20 protein-coding genes and 1 tRNA gene are annotated in these 16,620 nt (G+C 68.2%); 14 read left to right on the forward strand and 7 right to left on the reverse strand.

Annotated elements, in window-relative coordinates; translation table 11 throughout:
• Nucleotide 1: 1 nt before the first annotated feature.
• Nucleotides 2–1,168, reverse strand: coding sequence for a pyridoxal phosphate-dependent aminotransferase (locus B5D37_RS02260; protein ID WP_078757060.1), 1,167 nt, complete (start codon nt 1,166–1,168; stop codon nt 2–4).
• Between the two features lie 85 nt (nt 1,169–1,253).
• On the opposite strand from B5D37_RS02260, the gene B5D37_RS02265 reads away from it, so the two are divergent.
• The 12 genes from B5D37_RS02265 to B5D37_RS02320 all read left to right on the forward strand — a co-directional run bounded on the left by B5D37_RS02265 (nt 1,254) and on the right by B5D37_RS02320 (nt 10,516).
• A complete protein-coding gene (locus B5D37_RS02265) occupies nt 1,254–1,751 on the forward strand; it encodes a DUF3293 domain-containing protein (protein WP_159447324.1) in 498 nt (165 codons plus the stop codon).
• Nucleotides 1,752–1,792: 41 nt separating this feature from the next.
• Nucleotides 1,793–2,464 (forward strand): heme ABC exporter ATP-binding protein CcmA, encoded by a 672-nt coding sequence (gene ccmA / locus B5D37_RS02270; RefSeq protein WP_078757062.1) that lies wholly within the window; start codon nt 1,793–1,795, stop codon nt 2,462–2,464.
• A complete protein-coding gene (gene ccmB / locus B5D37_RS02275; RefSeq protein WP_078757063.1) occupies nt 2,461–3,153 on the forward strand; it encodes a heme exporter protein CcmB in 693 nt (230 codons plus the stop codon). The genes ccmA and ccmB overlap by 4 nt, the downstream gene beginning before the upstream one ends.
• 124 nt (nt 3,154–3,277) lie before the next feature.
• On the forward strand, nt 3,278–4,030 hold the full coding sequence (locus B5D37_RS02280; protein WP_078757064.1) for a heme ABC transporter permease: 753 nt from the start codon (nt 3,278–3,280) through the stop codon (nt 4,028–4,030).
• Nucleotides 4,027–4,203: a heme exporter protein CcmD gene (locus B5D37_RS02285; protein WP_078757065.1), complete on the forward strand. Its 177-nt coding sequence runs from the start codon at nt 4,027–4,029 to the stop codon at nt 4,201–4,203. The genes B5D37_RS02280 and B5D37_RS02285 overlap by 4 nt, the downstream gene beginning before the upstream one ends.
• Nucleotides 4,200–4,676 carry a cytochrome c maturation protein CcmE gene (gene ccmE, locus B5D37_RS02290; protein WP_078757066.1) on the forward strand — a complete coding sequence of 159 codons (477 nt, stop codon included), beginning with the start codon at nt 4,200–4,202 and terminating at the stop codon, nt 4,674–4,676. The genes B5D37_RS02285 and ccmE overlap by 4 nt, the downstream gene beginning before the upstream one ends.
• Before the next feature lie 3 nt (nt 4,677–4,679).
• Nucleotides 4,680–6,626, forward strand: coding sequence for a heme lyase CcmF/NrfE family subunit (locus tag B5D37_RS02295; RefSeq protein ID WP_078757067.1), 1,947 nt, complete (start codon nt 4,680–4,682; stop codon nt 6,624–6,626).
• Nucleotides 6,623–7,180 carry a DsbE family thiol:disulfide interchange protein gene (locus B5D37_RS02300; RefSeq protein ID WP_078757068.1) on the forward strand — a complete coding sequence of 186 codons (558 nt, stop codon included), beginning with the start codon at nt 6,623–6,625 and terminating at the stop codon, nt 7,178–7,180. Before B5D37_RS02295 ends, B5D37_RS02300 begins: the two co-directional genes overlap by 4 nt.
• The gene (locus B5D37_RS02305) at nt 7,177–7,641 is read left to right on the forward strand and encodes a cytochrome c-type biogenesis protein (protein ID WP_425478014.1); all 465 of its coding nucleotides are present in this window, start codon (nt 7,177–7,179) and stop codon (nt 7,639–7,641) included. The genes B5D37_RS02300 and B5D37_RS02305 overlap by 4 nt, the downstream gene beginning before the upstream one ends.
• Complete coding sequence (locus B5D37_RS02310) at nt 7,641–8,645, forward strand: tetratricopeptide repeat protein (RefSeq protein ID WP_078757070.1); 1,005 nt, start codon at nt 7,641–7,643, stop codon at nt 8,643–8,645. Before B5D37_RS02305 ends, B5D37_RS02310 begins: the two co-directional genes overlap by 1 nt.
• 31 nt (nt 8,646–8,676) lie before the next feature.
• Nucleotides 8,677–9,810, forward strand: a complete 1,134-nt coding sequence (gene metX, locus B5D37_RS02315) for a homoserine O-acetyltransferase MetX (RefSeq protein ID WP_078757071.1) — start codon at nt 8,677–8,679, stop codon at nt 9,808–9,810.
• A gap of 109 nt (nt 9,811–9,919) precedes the next feature.
• Nucleotides 9,920–10,516: a cysteine dioxygenase family protein gene (locus tag B5D37_RS02320; RefSeq protein WP_078757072.1), complete on the forward strand. Its 597-nt coding sequence runs from the start codon at nt 9,920–9,922 to the stop codon at nt 10,514–10,516.
• 77 nt (nt 10,517–10,593) lie between these two features.
• Here the strand turns inward: B5D37_RS02320 and B5D37_RS02325 are convergent, their stop codons facing one another.
• Nucleotides 10,594–12,477, reverse strand: a complete 1,884-nt coding sequence (locus B5D37_RS02325) for a S8 family peptidase (RefSeq protein ID WP_200809174.1) — start codon at nt 12,475–12,477, stop codon at nt 10,594–10,596.
• Nucleotides 12,478–12,763: 286 nt separating this feature from the next.
• Here B5D37_RS02325 and B5D37_RS02330 point away from each other — a divergent pair, with 286 nt between their 5' ends.
• Nucleotides 12,764–13,747, forward strand: coding sequence for a LysR substrate-binding domain-containing protein (locus B5D37_RS02330; RefSeq protein ID WP_078757073.1), 984 nt, complete (start codon nt 12,764–12,766; stop codon nt 13,745–13,747).
• 71 nt (nt 13,748–13,818) lie between these two features.
• Here B5D37_RS02330 and B5D37_RS02335 read toward each other — a convergent pair whose 3' ends face one another.
• Together B5D37_RS02335 and B5D37_RS02340 are read right to left on the reverse strand one after the other, a co-directional pair.
• Nucleotides 13,819–14,205: a YchJ family protein gene (locus tag B5D37_RS02335; RefSeq protein WP_268776100.1), complete on the reverse strand. Its 387-nt coding sequence runs from the start codon at nt 14,203–14,205 to the stop codon at nt 13,819–13,821.
• A gap of 162 nt (nt 14,206–14,367) precedes the next feature.
• Nucleotides 14,368–14,454 (reverse strand) — tRNA-Leu (locus B5D37_RS02340).
• Between the two features lie 45 nt (nt 14,455–14,499).
• On the opposite strand from B5D37_RS02340, the gene B5D37_RS02345 reads away from it, so the two are divergent.
• Nucleotides 14,500–15,327 carry an NRDE family protein gene (locus B5D37_RS02345; protein ID WP_078757075.1) on the forward strand — a complete coding sequence of 276 codons (828 nt, stop codon included), beginning with the start codon at nt 14,500–14,502 and terminating at the stop codon, nt 15,325–15,327.
• Here the strand turns inward: B5D37_RS02345 and B5D37_RS02350 are convergent.
• From B5D37_RS02350 to B5D37_RS02360, 3 genes are read right to left on the reverse strand one after another with little or no spacing between them, the layout of a single operon-like run.
• Nucleotides 15,275–15,748, reverse strand: coding sequence for a hypothetical protein (locus tag B5D37_RS02350; RefSeq protein WP_078757076.1), 474 nt, complete (start codon nt 15,746–15,748; stop codon nt 15,275–15,277). The two genes, B5D37_RS02345 and B5D37_RS02350, sit on opposite strands and share 53 nt — an antisense overlap.
• Nucleotides 15,738–16,367 carry a M15 family metallopeptidase gene (locus B5D37_RS02355; RefSeq protein WP_078757077.1) on the reverse strand — a complete coding sequence of 210 codons (630 nt, stop codon included), beginning with the start codon at nt 16,365–16,367 and terminating at the stop codon, nt 15,738–15,740. The genes B5D37_RS02350 and B5D37_RS02355 overlap by 11 nt, the downstream gene beginning before the upstream one ends.
• 16 nt (nt 16,368–16,383) lie before the next feature.
• Entirely contained in the window at nt 16,384–16,593 is a 210-nt protein-coding gene (locus B5D37_RS02360; protein ID WP_078757078.1) for a PspC domain-containing protein, read from the reverse strand.
• Between the last annotated feature and the right edge of the window lie 27 nt (nt 16,594–16,620).

Genomic DNA, 16,620 nt, shown 5'->3' on the forward strand with positions numbered 1-16,620 from the left:
CCTAGAGCCCGCGCAGGCGCTCGATCGCCGCGCCCAGCGTGGTTTCGTTCTTCGCGAAGCACAGCCGCGCCAGCCGCTGTCCTTGTGGCGGCGCGCCATAGAACGGCGAGAGCGGGATGGCGACCACGCCATGCTCGGTGGTGAGCCAGCGACAGAACGCGGCATCGTCGAGGTCGCTCACCGCCGAGTAGTCGACCAGTTGGAAATAGCCGCCCGGTACCGGCAGTGGCCGCAGCCGGGTGGACAGCAACTGCTCGCGGAAGCGGTCGCGCTTGTCCTGGTAGAAGGCACCCAGCCCCTCATAGTGCCCCGGCTCGGCTTCGATCATCTCGGCGAACGCGACCTGCGCCGGGGTGAACGTGCAGAAGGTGTTGTACTGGTGCACCTTGCGGAACTCGGCGCTCAAGGCCGGCGGCGCTATGCAGTATCCGACCTTCCAGCCGGTGCAGTGGTAGGTCTTGCCGAAGCTCGAGACCACGAAGGCCCGCTCGCGCAGCTCCGGATGGCGCAGCGCGGACTCGTGCCGGGCGCCGTCGAAGACGATGTGTTCATAGACCTCGTCGGACAGCAGCAGGATCTCGGTGCCCCGCAGCAACTGCGTCAACGAGTCGATGTCGGCGGCCGAGAACATCGCGCCCGACGGGTTGTGCGGCGTGTTGGTCATCAGCATCCGCGTGCGCGGAGTGATGGCCGATCGCACCAGCGCCCAGTCGGGCGCGAACGTCTCCGGGTCCAGCGGCACGTGCACCGCCACGCCGCCCGCCAGTTGGATCGCAGGTTCGTAGCAGTCGTAGCAGGGGTCGAGCACGATGACCTCGTCACCCGGCCGGACCACCGCCTGCACCGCATCGAGGATCGCCTCGCTGGCGCCGGAGGTGACGGTGATCTCCAGGTCCGCATCCGGCCGGTACCCGTAGCAGCGTTCGGTCTTGCCGGCGATCGCCTGCCTCAGCGCCGCAATGCCCGGCATCGGGGCGTACTGGTTGTGGCCATCACGCATGGCCTTCTCCAGCGCCTGGACGAGGCGCCCCGGCACTTCGAAATCCGGAAAGCCCTGACCGAGGTTGACGGCCCCGTGTTCCATCGCCAGCTGCGACATCACGGTAAAGATGTTGGTGCCGACCTTCGGCAGCTTGGAGCGGACCTGGATCGGCGGGTTCTCGGACATCTCGGGCACCTCGGATGCGGGGCCCCAGAGTCTACGGAAACACGGTGCGGTTGCATCCCATCCCTCGTCGCTGGAAACTTCCGCCATGCGCGAACTGACCGTGGTCGATGCCAGGGAGCTGGCTGCCGCCTATGCCGCGGCGCAATACAGGGTGGCCGTCGACGGCGACACGTTGCCTTTGCGGGTGGGCCACCGCGCGAGCGACCTGGAAGCCTACTGGCCGGCCGACTGCTACACCTTCCTCACCGCGTGGAACCCCGCCTCCGCCCCGCATTCCGATACCGCCAACGAAGCCGCCGATGCGTTGCTGGTACAGCGCCTGGACCGTGACGGCATCGCGCGACTGCCCGGATGGGCGGAAGCGCCCGATGGCGAATGGCACGAACCGGGCTGGCTGCTGGGCAACCTTGATGAGCTGTCGGTCGACAACATCGGCCGCGAGTTCGGCCAGGCCGCGGTGCTGCACTGGCGCCACGGACAGGCAGCACGCTTGCGGATGCTGGTCGAACGCCCGCGTGATTGCGATCCGGCCGACCCCGGACTGGCGTTCACCGATTGGGTGGATGACGTGGTGACGGCATAGACTGGCGGTTTGCCAGCCCCCCGGCTGCTACACCCGACCCGATGACTGCTGCCGACCACCCCCCTCCGCCGCTGCTGCAGGCATGCGGCCTCTCATTCTCACGAAACGATGAGCCGGTATTCGGTCCGTTGGACTTCTCCGTGGATGCTGGTGAGGCCTTGCTGGTGCAGGGTGGGAACGGTGCGGGCAAGACCACCCTGCTGAGGGTACTGGCGGGGCTGTTGAGGGCCGATCGCGGCAGCGTGGATATCGACGGAGAACCGGCCCAGCCAGCCCGCCGCGCGCGCGCGATCGCTTATCTCGGGCACCTGCCGGGCCTGAAGGCCGACCTGGGCGCAATGGAGAACCTGGAATTCCTGTGCGGACTGCACGGCCGCCGCAGGGCGCAGCTATCCGATCAGGCGCTGGCGATCGTGGGGCTGGCCGGCTATGAGGACGCGCTGGCCCGACAACTCTCGGCAGGCCAGAAGAAGCGACTGACGCTGGCGCGCCTGTGGTTGTCGCCGGCGCCGCTGTGGCTGCTGGACGAGCCCTACGCGAACCTCGACCTGGACGGCATCGAGCTGGTCAACCGCATGGTGCAGGCGCACCTGCGCGCCGGTGGCGCAGCACTGGTCACCACCCACGGCGCCTACGCCGCACCGCCGGTACGCACGCGCCTGCTGGTGATGGAACGCCCGGGCACCGCCGCCGCGACCGGAGCCGCCGCATGAGCCGGGCATCCACGCCGGGACTGGCCGGATCGGCGAAGGCTCTGTTGCTGCGGGACCTGCGCCTGTTGTGGCGCCGCCGCGGGGACGCGCTCCAGCCGGCCCTGTTCGCCCTGCTGGTGGTGGTGCTGTTCGCGCTGGCGCTGGGCGGGGAGTCGGACGTCCTTGCCTCCGTGGCACCGGCGGTGCTGTGGGTGGCGGTGCTGCTGGCCGGACTGCTGGCGCTGGACACGCTGTTCCGTGGCGATGCCGAGGACGGTTCGCTGGAGCAGTGGATGCTGGCGCCGGTACCGCTGGGCTGGCTGGTCGGTGTGCGTACGTTCATGCACTGGGCTACCACCGCCCTCCCGCTGCTGCTGGCGACGCCGTTCCTGGCCGAGCTGATGCAGTTGCCGCGGGCGCAATTGCCGATCCTGCTGGCGTCGTTGGCACTCGGAACACCGCTGCTGAGCCTGCTGGGCGCGGTGGTCGCCGCCCTGACCGTCGGGATGCGCCGCTCCGGTATACTGGTGGCCTTGCTTGCGCTGCCTCTGTATGTGCCGGTTTTGGTGTTCGGCGCGGGCAGCGTGGCGGCCTCGTCACAGGGACTGGACCCCAGTGGCGCCCTGCTCCTGCTCGGCGCCGGGCTGGTGATGGCCATCGTGCTGGCGCCGCTGGCTGCGGCGGCGGCAATCCGCATCGCCCTCAATTGAGTCAGGTCAAACCCCGAGGCGGCCAAGCCGCCAGACTATCCGCACCCGATCCGCGCCCGGACCCGCGCCCCCATCCACGCCCGGCCATGACCGGAGCTCCAGAGCCTGGAGCGGACGCCAGAACATGAATCCACTGATCCGCTGGTTCCACAAACTCGGTTCGCCTCCCTACTTCGACCGCTTCGCCGCGCGTTGGGCACCGTGGGGCTATGGCCTCGGCCTGCTGGTGATGGCGATCGGCACCTATGGCGCACTGTTCTCGGTGCCGGCCGACTACCAGCAGGGCGACAGCTTCCGGATCCTGTACATCCACGTGCCCAGCGCCTGGATGAGCATGGCGGTGTTCGGCCTCATGGCGCTCTACGCCGCGATCGCCCTGATCTGGCGCATCAAGCTGGCCGAGATCCTCGCGATGGCCTGCGCGCCGATCGGTGCCGCCTTCACCCTGATCACCCTGGCCACCGGGTCGATCTGGGGCGAACCGATGTGGGGCACCTGGTGGGACTGGGACCCGCGCCTGACCACCGAGCTGATCCTGCTGTTCCTCTACCTGGGCGTCATCGGCCTCTACAACGCCATCGACGACCGCCGCGCGGCCGCCCGCGCCGCCGGGTTCCTGGCCATCGTCGGGGTGGTGCTGCTGCCGATCATCCGCTACTCGGTGGTATGGTGGAACTCGCTGCACCAGGGCCAGACGATCCGCCTTTTCGGCGAGTCGAGCATGGACGCGAGCATGATCCAGCCGCTGGTCTGGATGGTGGTGGGGACCAAGCTGTGGTTCCTGGGCGCCCTGCTCGCCCGTGCCCGGGCGGACAACCTGCGCCGGGAGTCCGGCAAGGCATGGGTCGCCGAACTGGAACCCGGAGCGCGCGCATGAGCTACCAGAATTACGTGATCGCCGCCTACGCGGTATTCGTGGTGGTGCTGGCCTGGGACTTCATCGCCACCCGTCTGCAGGTGCGCCGTGCATTGCGCAACGCCCGCCTGCTCGCCGCCCGCAGGACCGCGCGGCCGGCACCCCGTCCATCTTCCGAAGAGTTGATCCGATGAATCCGATCCGTCGCCGCCGCCTGTTGTGGGTATTGGCCCTGGTGGTCGCTGCCGGCCTCGCCGCCTCCCTGGTGGCCATGGCCCTGACCCGCAACGTCGCCTATCTGTACACGCCGCACGAAGTGATCAGCGGCGCCGCCGGTCCCGACGTCGCTTCGGGCCAGGCCCGCTTCCGCCTCGGCGGCATGGTGGCGAAGGATTCGTTCTCCCGCGAGGAGGGATCGCTCGAGTCGCGCTTCGACGTGATCGACGGCGACGGCCGCATGACCGTGGTCTACCAGGGGATCCTCCCGGACCTGTTTCGCGAGGACCAGTCGGTGGTGGCGACCGGGCGCATGCAGGGCGACCACTTCGTGGCCGAGGAAGTACTGGCCAAGCACGACGAGACCTACATGCCCAAGGAAGTCGCCGACAAGATGGGCCAGGCACACGCGAAGCACGACGTCGAAGCCCCCGACGCAGGGGCGCAATAGCCTATGCTGGCCGAACTCGGCCAGGTCGCGCTCGCCCTGGCACTGATTGTCTCGATCCTGCAGGCGGCGTTGCCGCTTGCCGGCGCCCAACGTGGCATCCAAGCGTGGATGGCGATCGCCCGGCCCGCCGCCTACGGGCAGCTGGTACTGGTCGCGATCGCGTTCGTCATCCTCACCTGGGGCTTCGTCAGCCAGGACTTCTCGATGCGCTATGTCGCCGAGAACTCCAATTCGCTGTTGCCGATGGTCTACCGCTACACCGCGGTCTGGGGTGCGCACGAAGGCTCACTGCTGCTGTGGGCGCTGGTGCTGGCACTGTGGACCGCGGCGGTGGCGCTTTTTTCGAAGCGCCTCCCGGCACCGGTCATCGCACGGGTGCTGGGCGTGCTTGGCATCGTCAGCATCGGCTTCCTGGCCTTCCTGATCTTCACCAGCAATCCGTTCGAGCGGCTGCTGCCGGCGGCGGCCGAGGGGCGCGACCTGAACCCGCTGCTGCAGGATCCGGGCATGATCATCCACCCGCCGATGCTGTACTTCGGCTACGTCGGGTTTGCAGTGCCGTTCGCGTTCGCCATCGCCGCGCTGCTGGACGGGCGGATCGATGCGCGGTGGCTGCGCTGGACGCGACCGTGGACGAACATCGCCTGGGCTTTCCTCACGCTGGGCATCGCGCTGGGCAGCTGGTGGGCGTATTACGAACTCGGCTGGGGTGGCTGGTGGTTCTGGGATCCGGTCGAGAACGCCAGCTTCATGCCCTGGCTGGTCGGCACCGCGTTGCTGCACTCGCAGGCGGTGACCGAGAAGCGCGGCAGCTTCCGCGGCTGGACGCTGCTGCTGGCGATCGCGACATTCTCGCTGTCGCTGCTGGGCACCTTCCTGGTGCGCTCGGGCGTCCTCACCAGCGTGCACGCGTTCGCGGCGGATCCGACCCGCGGCCTGTTCATCCTGATCTTCCTTGGCATCGTCATCGGCGGTTCGCTGGTGCTCTACGCGCTGCGCGCTCCCGGCAGCGAAGATGGAAAGCCTTTCGAAGTGGCCTCGCGGGAGACATTGCTGCTGGGCAACAATCTCCTGCTGTCCACCGCCTGCGCCATGGTCCTGCTGGGCACGCTCTATCCGTTGCTGGCTGACGCACTGGAACTGGGCAAAATCTCCGTGGGGCCGCCCTACTTCGCCCTGCTGTTCACCCTCCTGATGGCTCCGCTCGTGTTCCTGTTGCCGTTCGGCCCCGTCACACGCTGGCAGCGCGAACAGGTCTCGCGGCCACTGGCGATGCTGCTGCCGTGGGCCGGCTTGGCGTTGGGGGCCGGTGTGGTCGCCTTCTTCCTGGCACCGCAGGGGGCCTGGAAGGTGGCCGCCGGCGTCGTGGGCGCGGTCTGGGTCGGGGCCGGCACGTTGCGCTTCGCATGGTCGCGCCTGGCGCCATCGGCCGGCGGAGCGGGAGGCAAGCGTTTCACCGCCGAGATGCTCGGCATGGTGCTGGCGCATTTCGGCGTCGCGGTGTTCCTGGTCGGCGCCCTGTTGGTGGAAGGCCTCAACGTGCAGCGGGAGCTGGCGGTGCGGCCGGGCGAATCGATCGAAGCCGCGGGCCACGAGTTCCGGTTCGAAGGCGTCGAGCGCCGGTCGGGGCCAAACTACGCCTCCGACTACGGTACCGTGCAGGTGCTGCGCGATGGCATCCCGTTGATGACCATGCATCCGGAAAAGCGCACCTACAAGGGCGGCCAGGTCATGACCGAGGCGGCCATCGAGCGCAGTATCACGCGTGACCTCTACGTCGCCCTCGGCGAGCCGCTCGGCGGTAATGCGTGGGCGATGCGGGTGCATGCCAAGCCGTTCGTGAACTGGATCTGGGCCGGCGCGCTGTTGATGATGCTCGGAGGACTGGTCACCGCCGCGGATCGGCGTTTCCGTCGGCACGAGACACCGGGCAGGGAGATGGGACCATGAGCGACAGGACCTCCGCATCACGCTGGCTGCCCCTGGTGGCCTTCGCATTGCTTGCCGCACTGCTGGCGGCGGGCGTAATGCTCAGCCGCAATCCGGACCGCGAGGCCCTGCCTTCGCCGCTGATCGGGAAGCCTGCACCCGAATTCGAACTCCCGGTACTGCACGAGGCGGGCCGGCTGGTGTCATCCCAAGAGCTGCGCGGCGAGCCCTACCTGCTCAACGTCTGGGGCAGTTGGTGTCCGGAGTGCCGTACCGAGCACCCGGTACTCACGCGCTTTGCCGAAACCAAGCGGATCCGCGTGATCGGCTACAACCTCACCGACGAACACGCCGACGCGTTGCGCTGGCTGGAGCAGTTCGGCAACCCGTACTGGCTGGTGCTGACCGATTACACCGGCCAGGCCGCGATCGACTGGGGCATCTACGGCGCGCCCGAAACATTCCTGGTCGACGCGGCGGGCATCGTGCGCTGGAAGCACGTCGGGCCGATGGACGAAGCCACCATCGAGCAGGAGCTCATGCCACGGGTCGAGCAACTGGAGGCCGGAGGATGATGGGCCGTTTGCGGCTGTTCGCGCTGTTGGCTTCCCTCATGCTGGCATTGCCTAGCGCGGTGTGGGCGCAGGCCGCGGCGCCGGCGACACCACTGGAGTTCAGGGACGCCGCCGAACGGACCCGGTTCCAGGCACTGACCGCCGAGCTGCGCTGCGTGAAATGCCAGAACCAGTCACTGGCCGACTCCGATGCGCGGATCGCCCGCGACCTGCGCAACGAAGTCCTGGTGCTGATCCGGCAAGGCAAGAGCGACGACGAGGTCAAGCAGTACCTGGTCGCCCGCTACGGTGAGTTCGTGCTGTACCGGCCGCAGGTATCACCTGCGACCTGGCTGCTCTGGTTCGGTCCCGCACTGTTGTTGCTGGCGGGCGGGTTCGTCGTCGCCCGCATTGTGGCCCGGCGCGGCGCCGCCCGCCCCGCCGCGGGACCCGCTCCCGAAGACACCGACCAGGAATGGTAATGACCGTATTCGTGATCGCCAGCGTACTGCTGGTGCTGCTCGTCGCTTCCTATGTCCTGCGTCCGCTGTGGCAGGCGCGGCCGATCGTCGGTGGCGCGGTGGTGCTTGCAGTCGCAATCGGGACCGGGCTGATGTACATGCTGGTCGGTACGCCGGGCGCCCTGGATCCGGCACGTCGGGCAGCCCCGGAAACGCTGTCCGACGCCGTCGTACAGCTCGAAGCCGAGCTGGAGCGGGATCCCAACCAGGTCGAAGGATGGCGCCTGCTGGGACGCGCCTACCTGGCCGAGCAGCGCCCGGCAGATGCACGTGACGCCCTGGCGCGGGCAGTGAAGCTGGCGCCGGACGAACCCACGCTGCTGGTGGAAGCCGCGGAAGCCCGTGCGATGGCCAACGAGGACCGCCGCTTCGACGCCGCCGCAATCGGGATGCTGGACCATGCGCTGGCGGTGGAGCCGGCACACCAGCGTGCGCGCTGGTTCCTCGGCATCGCCCAGCGACAGCGCGGCGACGCGGCAGCGGCGGCCAACACTTGGGAGCCACTGCTGGCCCGGGTGGATCCGGCCACCGCGCCCAGCCTGCGCGAGCAGATCAACCTGGCCCGCGCGGACGCGGGGCTGGAGCCGTTGGCGGAGACTGCCGATGCCGCCGGACCGCCCGTCTCCATCACGGTCAGCATCTCTCTTGATCCGGCACTGGCGATGCAATTTCCGGACAATGCCAGCATCTTCGTGATTGCGCGCCAGCCCGACGGTTCACCGGTGCCGGTAGCGGCGAAGAAGTTGCCCGCCGCCTCGTTCCCGCTCAGGGTGACACTGAGCGATGCCGACAGCCTGATGCCGACCCAGAAGCTGTCAGACCTCGAGCAGGTACGACTCAGCGCGCGCATCTCCGCCAGCGGCGATGCCACCGCCAAGCCTGGCGATTTCGAATCCGAGCCGGTGCTGGTCCACGTCTCGCCCGATGCCGCCGCCGCACTGATGGTCGACCGCGTGGTGCAATGACCGGCGCAGCGCAAGGACTGGAGGCCACCGCATGACCGAGTTCGTTCCACCCGGCACCCGCTACATCGACCTGCCCTCGCCGTTCCCGATGCGGCGCGGTGGCGAGCTGCGCGGTGCGCGCATGGCGTACGAGACGTGGGGCACCCTCTCTCCCTCCAGGGACAATGCGCTGCTGATCGTCACCGGCCTGTCGCCGGACGCGCATGCCGCAGCGAACGAAGGAAATCCCGCCCCGGGCTGGTGGGAGCCGATGGTGGGCCCGGGCAAACCGATCGACACCCGGCGCTGGTACGTGATCTGCGTGAACTCCCTGGGCAGTTGCAAAGGTTCCACCGGTCCCGCTTCCATCAAGCCCGGGACCCATGAGCCCTACCGCCTCGACTTCCCGCAGTTGTCGATCGAGGACGGCGCCGAGGCGGCTGTCCATGTGGTGCGTGCACTGGGCGTGGATCAGTTGGCCTGCCTGGTCGGCAACTCGATGGGCGGCATGACGGCATTGGCGATGCTGGTGCGCCACCCCGGCATCGCGCGGACCCACGTCAATATCTCCGGGGCGGCCAAGGCGCTGCCGTTCTCGATCGCGATCCGTTCGCTGCAGCGCGAGGCCATCCGGCTGGATCCGAACTGGAACGAGGGTCGATACGAGGAAGACAGCTATCCCGAGTCGGGGATGCGCATGGCCCGCAAACTGGGCGTCATCACCTACCGCTCCGCCCTCGAGTGGGATGGCCGTTTCGGCCGGGTACGCCTGGACTCCGACCGTGCCGACGAGGAGCCCTTCGGGCTCGAGTTCGAAGTGGAAAGCTACCTGGAGGCCCACGCACGCCGCTTCGTGCGCCGCTTCGACCCCAACTGCTACCTCTACCTCAGCCGCTCCATGGACTGGTTCGACCTGGGCGACTACTGCCTGGAACATGGCATCGACCGGGAGGCCGACACCCGTGCAGGGCTGGCATCGATCAAGGTCGAAAAGGCCCTGGTGCTGGGGGCCGAGACCGACATCCTGTTCCCGTTGCAGCAACAGAGGGAGATCGCCGAAGGGCTGCGTGCAGGTGGCGCCGAAGCCATCTTCGTCCCGATGCCGTCCCCGCAGGGCCACGACGCCTTCCTGGTCGACTTCGAGCGTTTCGGCCCCGCCGTCGCCGATTTCCTGTCCACCCTGTAGGAGGGGCTTCAGCCCCGACCGCAGCCGCCCGGGGCGACGCAGCCCCCACTGCCGCGCAGAACGCCTGCGCCGCCCTGAAGCCCCGCTCCGTCCCGGGTAGAATCGGGCCATGAATGCCAATGCCCTGCCGGACGTCCCTTTTCCCGGCCACGACAAGCTCGTCCAGGCCGTCGATGCGGCCGTCATGGCCGGCGACGACCATGCGATCACCGCCGCCCTGCGGACCACCCTGTGCCGGATGATCCGCGACCGCGACGTCCACCTGCCGCGTTGCGTGTACGAGCCCATCCAGGACCACTACGCGCGCCGGGAAATCTACCGCAGCGCCGAGCATGGCTACAGCGTCGTGGCGATGACCTGGGGGCCAGGCCAGGGCACGCCGGTCCACGACCACTGCGGCCTGTGGTGCGTTGAAGGCGTGTGGGACGGAGAGCTGGAGATCACCCAGTACGAACTGCTGGAGCGCGACGGGGACCGGGTACGCTTCCGCGCCGCCGGCGGCATGGTCGCCGGCCCCGGCAGCGCCGGCAGCCTGATCCCGCCGCACGAGTACCACGCCATCCGCAATACCAGCAGCGAAGAGGTCGCCGTCTCGGTGCACATCTACAAGGCGCAGATGCAGGAATGCTCGATGTTCGTGCCCAGTGACGGCGAGTGGTTCACCCGGGCCGCGAAAGCGCTGGAAACCGACGCCACCGCCGCCTGACGGGAGACTCCGTCGGACAAAAAAAAGGCCCCGGCGTTTGCCGGGGCCTCTGCTGCTGTCGGATCACTCCTGTCCGGTTACGGCGTCTTCAACCAGAGGTCGTAGTTGCCGCTGCCGGTATAGGACACCACGCGCCAGTAGTAATAGCCGGCGCTGCCGTTGTACGAGATCTGCTCCTCGCTGCTGGAACCGGCCGACTGCGCGACCCGCGACCAGCTGGAACCGCTCCAGCGATACAGCTCGAGGTCGAAGTCGGTACCCGACGGCCCCTGCAGCCAGCCCTGCTGTGCGCCCGCACCGGACTGGTAGTAGTTGCCTTCCGGCTGGATGTCGGCATCTCCGTTGCCCGACAGGGTGCCTTCGTACGCGGTGCAGTCCGTGCACGGCGCATCGCCGCCACCGCCACCGCCACCACCGCCGCCGCTGTAGTCACCGACGAGGCTGACGCCGGAATACGTCGAGTAGCCGCGCAGCATCACGTGCCAGGTGCCGGCCTGCGGACTGTTGAAGCTGCAGGACTCGGAGTTGCCGTTCTGGTACGGCCGGCAATCGTAGGTGCTGGTGGTCGGGGCGGCACCGAAGCGCACGTAGAGGTCCGCATCGCCGCTGCCGCCGGAGGTGTTGAACACCAGGCTGCTCTGGCCGGCCGGCACCGTCATGGTGAAGCGCCGCTCGGAGCCGCTGGCACCGGAGAGGTTCGGCACCGGCACGCCATCCTGCAGCTGATCGGGATCCGGATCCGGATCCGGATCGGGATCACCGCCACCGCCGTCGAAGATCGTATACAGCAGGCGGTTCGGCGAGCCGCTGCCCGGTCCGCCCACGACGCCGGACGTGGCGTTGGAGACGACTGCGCTGTTCACCTGGCTCGGGCTGGCGCTGGGGTTGGCGGCCAGGTAGAGCGCAGCCGCGCCGGCGACGTGCGGGGAAGCCATCGAGGTGCCGCTGATGGTGTTGGTTGCGCTGTTGCTGGTATTCCACGCCGAGGTGATCGACGAGCCCGGGGCAAAGATGTCCAGGCACGAGCCGTAGCTGGAGAACGACGAGCGTGCGTCGGTCGAGGTGGTGGAGCCGACGGTCAACGCGGCACCTACCCGTGCGGGGGAGTAGTTGCAGGCGTTGTCGTTGCTGTTGCCCGCGGCCACCGCGTAGGTGACGCCGGCATTGATCGACGCACTTACCGCCGAATCCAGCGCACTGGAAGCGCCGCCACCCAGGCTCATGTTGGCGACGGCCGGCTTCACGTGGTTGGAGGTGACCCAGTCCACACCGGCGATCACGCCGGAATTGCTGCCGGAGCCGGCGCAATCCAGCACGCGGATGGCGTGCAGGCGAGCGGCCTTGGCGATGCCGTAGGTGCTGCCGGCAACCGTACCGGCAACGTGCGTGCCGTGGCCGTTGCAGTCTTCGGTGCCACGGCCGTCGTTGATCGCGGTGTAGCCGTTGCCGACGCGGCCGCCGAAGTCGTTGTGCCCGGCGAGAATGCCGGTGTCGATGATGTACGCATGCACCGAGGATGCGGTGGTGTCGTAGTTGTAGCGGTTGTCGAGCGGGCGATTGCGCTGGTCGCTGCGGTCCAGGCCCCAGGTCGGGTTGGTCTGGGTGGCCGAGATGCTCACCACGCCGTCTTCCTCGACGTAGGCGATGCGGTCGTCGGCAAGCAGCTTGGCCAGCGCCCGGTCGTCGGCGCGGACCACGAATCCGCGCAGTGCGTGCTGGAAGGTCGTGACCAGCTGGGCGCGGTGGGACTGGCTGACCGCCCGGGCGACGTCGGCCACCCGCGGCTGCGCCGACTGCTCGCTGGCGAGGCTGGCAACCTCGTCCTTGAGCACGACGATGTATTGGCCCTCGATGGGCTTCTTTACGAACCGCAGTTCGGCGGCGGAGGCTGAGCCGGCAACAGTGCCGAGCGTCACCACCGCGCCGATGCTCGCGGCGAGAATGGATGTCTTGAAGTTCAAGGTCGTATCCCCTTGGTTGGGAAGTGGGTTGAAGGCAACCCGTGGCAGGTAGGCCGGGCGGGTGGAACGGGGGAACCCGGCCCCCGAAGTGATACGGGCCGCACACAACCCTGTCCAATGCTTAAACCGGATGACGTTATCGACTTCCGTTCAACACCAGTTCATCACGGAATCCTGCTATAACTGGCCGCTAATGCGTCAAAGTGCCGTTTGGGGGCGGCACCGGGCGGGATGCTCCCGTCGCGACGCGACCGCTGGCCCGCACTGACGTGCAAGGAAGCGCCCCATGACACTGACTGAACTCCGCTATCTCCTCGCCATCGTCGACGCCGACCTCAACATCAGCGCGGCTGCGCAACGCGTCCACGGCACCCAACCCAGTCTTTCGCGCAGCTTGAAGCAACTGGAAGACGAACTGGGCTTCCAGGTCTTCACCCGTCACGGGCGCAGCCTGGCCGAGATCACGCCGGCAGGCCGGGAAGTCATCGAGATCGCACGGCGCATCGTCGCCGATGCCGCAAGCCTGCGTACCTATGCGGCCAACCAGCGGGGAGACACGTCCGGCGAGTTGGCCCTTGCCACCGCTCGCACTTACGCCCGGCACGTACTGCCGCCCCTGCTTTCCATCCTGGTGGACCACTACCCGAACCTGGACGTGCAGATCCAGGGCCTGGGCGAAGGCGAGGTGTTCGAGCGCCTGTCCCACAACGACGTCGACATCGCCCTGGTCAGCACCGCCGGCGATCGCATGCCCGAGGGCATCGCGATCCCGCTGTTCACCTGGCGGCGGGTGGTGCTGGTGGAACGCTCCCACCCGCTGGCCAGTCTTGGACGTGCCCCCACTCTGGCCGAACTGGGCCGATACCCGCTGGTGACCTACGACGCCTCGCGCCGCCCCGAATCCACGCTGCGCCTGGCGATGGGCCAGGTCGGCATGGAGCCGCGATTCGCCTGTTCCGCGCAGGACGCGGACCTGATCAAGGTCTACGTGCGTGCCGGACTCGGTGTCGGGCTGGTGGCGGAACTGGCGATAGAAGCCAAGGACCACGACGACTTCTGCGTACTGCCCGCCGACCCTGCCCTGCCCGCCTGTATCTCTTGGGCCCTGCTCCCGTCCGGTCGGGTCGCGCGGGACTACACCCTCGACCTGATCCGCCTGCTGGCCCCCCAGCTCGATACCCGCGACATCCGCCGGGTACTGGAAGGGTCATCGGTCGCGGAATGGCCGATGCCGCGCGAGTGGGCCCGCCCCGGCGCGCTGGCGGCCTGAAACCGAAAGCCCGCTGGCAAGGTGCCGCTGGCAGGCGCGCAGCCCCGACCGGCGGCCACCGCCCTTCAGCATCAACCTGGGAAGTCTCCCGCGAGATAGAACCAGCGTCCGTCGACGCGCTCGAACCGACTCAGCTCGTGCAGCCGTTCCGCCGACGCGCCGCCGACTTTGTAGCGGGCGACGAATTCCACCACTGCAGTGCCGTCACCAGCGTCGGTATGGCGCTTCACGTCCAGCCCGAGCCAGCGCAGGCCGGGGGTGTCATCCAGCGCCAGCGCGTCCGGGCGGGTATCGGGATGCCAAGTGGCCAGCAGGTAGTCGCCCAGCCCGAGTACGTAGGCGCTGTACCGCGAACGCATCAGCGCTTCGGCGCTGGAAGCCACTGCACAGTCGTCGTGCAACGGCTTGCAACAACTGGCGTACGTGGCGGAGGGATTGCAGGGGCAGGAACGCGACATTGGCAGCAGGCGAGACTTTCGCGCGGAACAGGGTGAGGAGGTCAGACTCGATCTTGTACCGGCCTTCGGCGGAGAGGCCGCACGAGAACGGAGAAGCCGCAACAAAAAACCCCGCCGTGGCGGGGATTTGATACGCACTGCGGGTTCCCGCGTACGGATACCTGGTGCCGAAGGTGGGACTCGAACCCACACGCTTTTAAGGGCGGCGGATTTTGAGTCCGCTGCGTCTACCGATTCCGCCACTTCGGCGCGGGGGCGCAGTATAGCGAACATCCGCTCGGCTAGGATGGCTCCATGTGCCTCATTGCGGTCGCCTGGGAACACCACCCCCGCTACCGGCTGGCGTTGATTGCCAACCGCGACGAGCTGCACGCGCGTCCGGCGGCAGCTGCCGGACCGGACCCGCAACAGCCTGAGCTCTATGGCGGCCGCGACCTGCAGATGGGCGGCAGCTGGCTGATGGCATCCCGCCGCGGCCGGCTGGCGGCGGTGACCAACGTGCGCGTAGGCTTGGCGGGCGCGCCGCGTCCGAAGTCGCGTGGTGACCTGGTCCGCGGGTTCGCGGGTGCATCTGGCCCGGCGCCGGCGACGCTGGATCCGCTCCGCAGGGAGTCGGGACAGTACGCGCCGTTCAACCTGCTCGGATGGGACGGCGACTCGTTGACGTTCGCCAGCAACCACCCGGATTACCGCACGCAGATGTTGAGGCGCGGCATCCATGCCATGTCGAACGGAGCGCTCGATGCGCCGTGGCCGAAGAGCAACCGTGCAACGCAGGCGTTGTCGGCCTGGCTGCAGGCCGCCGGTGGAGATGCAGCGGCCGCAGACGTCGCGCCCCTGCTGGACGCACTGGCCGATGACGAGCCTGCACCGGACGCGGCGCTCCCGGACACCGGTATCGGACTTGAGCTGGAGCGCCGGCTTTCGCCGCCATTCGTCCGCGACCCCCGATACGGAACGCGCTGCAGCACCGTCGTGCTGGTGGAAGAAACCGGTATGCGCTTCGTCGAGCGGCGCTTCGGACCCGACGGCATGCCGCTCGGGGAGAGCGACGAATGGCTGGAGTGGCTTACCGGCCCGGCAACAACGGCGTCGGCCACGGCCACCAGCCGCGCCCCGTGAGCGCATAGCGGTCGGCTGCCCGCTCGAAGCGGTTGCGCACGCCGATGCCACCGCATACCAGATAGACCGGCAGGAACAGCGGCCCGAGCACCATGTACTGGTAGACGTGGGCACGTTCGTGGTCGGCCAGCAGTACGGGCGATTCGATGCAGCGGCCGGCGCGGTGGGCATAGGTGTGGCATTCGCAATCCAGGCTGGCACCGGTATGCAGGATCACGTTACCGAAGGTGATCGCACCGCCGGGGCCCCACGGCCAGTGCTCGAATGCAATGGCCAGATCGCGCCCGCGCCACTCCGGCCGAGCGCCGAAAGGCATGCCCGCCAGTCCGCCCACCAGGCCGATGGCGCTGTTGGGCAGCGTCCAGCAGACGCCCAGCCAGCGCAGCAGCTGCAGGCCCCATGAACCACGTTCAGGGTGCATCGACCGCCTCCACTGCCGGTGCATAGGCGACGCCGGCTTCGAAGCGGGCACGCAGCTCCGCCACCCCGAGTCCGGTCTCCAGGTGGAAGTGCGGCCGGTCGACGAATCGCGGATTGTGGCCGCCCCACTCCAGCCCCTCGACCAGACCGGCCTCCGCCGCACGCTCGTACGGCTCCGGCACCGTCAGGTAGCTGCCATCCGGCCCGAACACCCCGATATCCCAGGCGAGGCCGAAGTTGTGCAGGCTCTGCCCGCCCCGTGCGTTGGTCACGACGGGCCCGGCATTCCCGTACCGACCCCGGCGGAACAGACGGTTCTGTTCTTCATAACTGCGGGCCCCGGAAATGATGCGGGCGATGATGCCGGCATCGAGGACCCGGGCAAGGAAACCGCGCGCCTTCGCCTGCGCCGTCAGCAGCAGGGTCGAGATCTGGGCTTCGCTGCGCAGGTCGAACGTCCTGTGTCGCTCGCGGATCTGGAGACTCAAGGCCTGGAACCGGGTGGCGCCCGCCTCGGTGACGGGTCCCCATATGCCGTCCAGTGCGGCGCCGTAGAGACCCTGCGCCTTGAGCAGGCGTTGCAGGAACAGCACGTCGTCGGTGAACAGGCGCAGGCTCATCCCGCTGCCGGATGGGTCAGGCCGCGTCGGCTTCGTCGGGCATCAGCAGCCAGAGGATCAGGTACACCAGGATGCCCGGGAAAGCGGCGGAGGCGATCGAGACGATCACGAAGATCACCCGCAGCAACGTGGAGCTCCAGCCGAATCGCCGGGCGATGCCGCCCATGACCCCGGCAAGCATGCGGTCATGGCGGGAGCGGACAAAAGGGCGTGAGGAAGAGGCCATCGTCGGAAGCTGTATGGGGGGTTGGAA

The organism is Lysobacter spongiicola DSM 21749 (assembly GCF_900167055.1).
GTDB lineage: Bacteria > Pseudomonadota > Gammaproteobacteria > Xanthomonadales > Xanthomonadaceae > Novilysobacter > Novilysobacter spongiicola.

Coding starts and splice junctions, on each gene's coding strand:
- B5D37_RS02335 (WP_268776100.1), bottom strand. CDS start 14,205: ATGTCGCGTTCCTGCCCCTGCAATCCCTCCGCCACGTACGCCAGTTGT.
- B5D37_RS02355 (WP_078757077.1), bottom strand. CDS start 16,367: ATGAGCCTGCGCCTGTTCACCGACGACGTGCTGTTCCTGCAACGCCTG.
- B5D37_RS02285 (WP_078757065.1), top strand. CDS start 4,027: ATGAGCTACCAGAATTACGTGATCGCCGCCTACGCGGTATTCGTGGTG.
- B5D37_RS02330 (WP_078757073.1), top strand. CDS start 12,764: ATGACACTGACTGAACTCCGCTATCTCCTCGCCATCGTCGACGCCGAC.
- B5D37_RS02320 (WP_078757072.1), top strand. CDS start 9,920: ATGAATGCCAATGCCCTGCCGGACGTCCCTTTTCCCGGCCACGACAAG.
- B5D37_RS02345 (WP_078757075.1), top strand. CDS start 14,500: ATGTGCCTCATTGCGGTCGCCTGGGAACACCACCCCCGCTACCGGCTG.
- B5D37_RS02295 (WP_078757067.1), top strand. CDS start 4,680: ATGCTGGCCGAACTCGGCCAGGTCGCGCTCGCCCTGGCACTGATTGTC.
- ccmE (WP_078757066.1), top strand. CDS start 4,200: ATGAATCCGATCCGTCGCCGCCGCCTGTTGTGGGTATTGGCCCTGGTG.
- B5D37_RS02265 (WP_159447324.1), top strand. CDS start 1,254: ATGCGCGAACTGACCGTGGTCGATGCCAGGGAGCTGGCTGCCGCCTAT.
- B5D37_RS02305 (WP_425478014.1), top strand. CDS start 7,177: ATGATGGGCCGTTTGCGGCTGTTCGCGCTGTTGGCTTCCCTCATGCTG.
- metX (WP_078757071.1), top strand. CDS start 8,677: ATGACCGAGTTCGTTCCACCCGGCACCCGCTACATCGACCTGCCCTCG.
- B5D37_RS02350 (WP_078757076.1), bottom strand. CDS start 15,748: ATGCACCCTGAACGTGGTTCATGGGGCCTGCAGCTGCTGCGCTGGCTG.
- B5D37_RS02360 (WP_078757078.1), bottom strand. CDS start 16,593: ATGGCCTCTTCCTCACGCCCTTTTGTCCGCTCCCGCCATGACCGCATG.
- B5D37_RS02260 (WP_078757060.1), bottom strand. CDS start 1,168: ATGTCCGAGAACCCGCCGATCCAGGTCCGCTCCAAGCTGCCGAAGGTC.
- B5D37_RS02300 (WP_078757068.1), top strand. CDS start 6,623: ATGAGCGACAGGACCTCCGCATCACGCTGGCTGCCCCTGGTGGCCTTC.
- ccmA (WP_078757062.1), top strand. CDS start 1,793: ATGACTGCTGCCGACCACCCCCCTCCGCCGCTGCTGCAGGCATGCGGC.
- B5D37_RS02280 (WP_078757064.1), top strand. CDS start 3,278: ATGAATCCACTGATCCGCTGGTTCCACAAACTCGGTTCGCCTCCCTAC.
- ccmB (WP_078757063.1), top strand. CDS start 2,461: ATGAGCCGGGCATCCACGCCGGGACTGGCCGGATCGGCGAAGGCTCTG.
- B5D37_RS02310 (WP_078757070.1), top strand. CDS start 7,641: ATGACCGTATTCGTGATCGCCAGCGTACTGCTGGTGCTGCTCGTCGCT.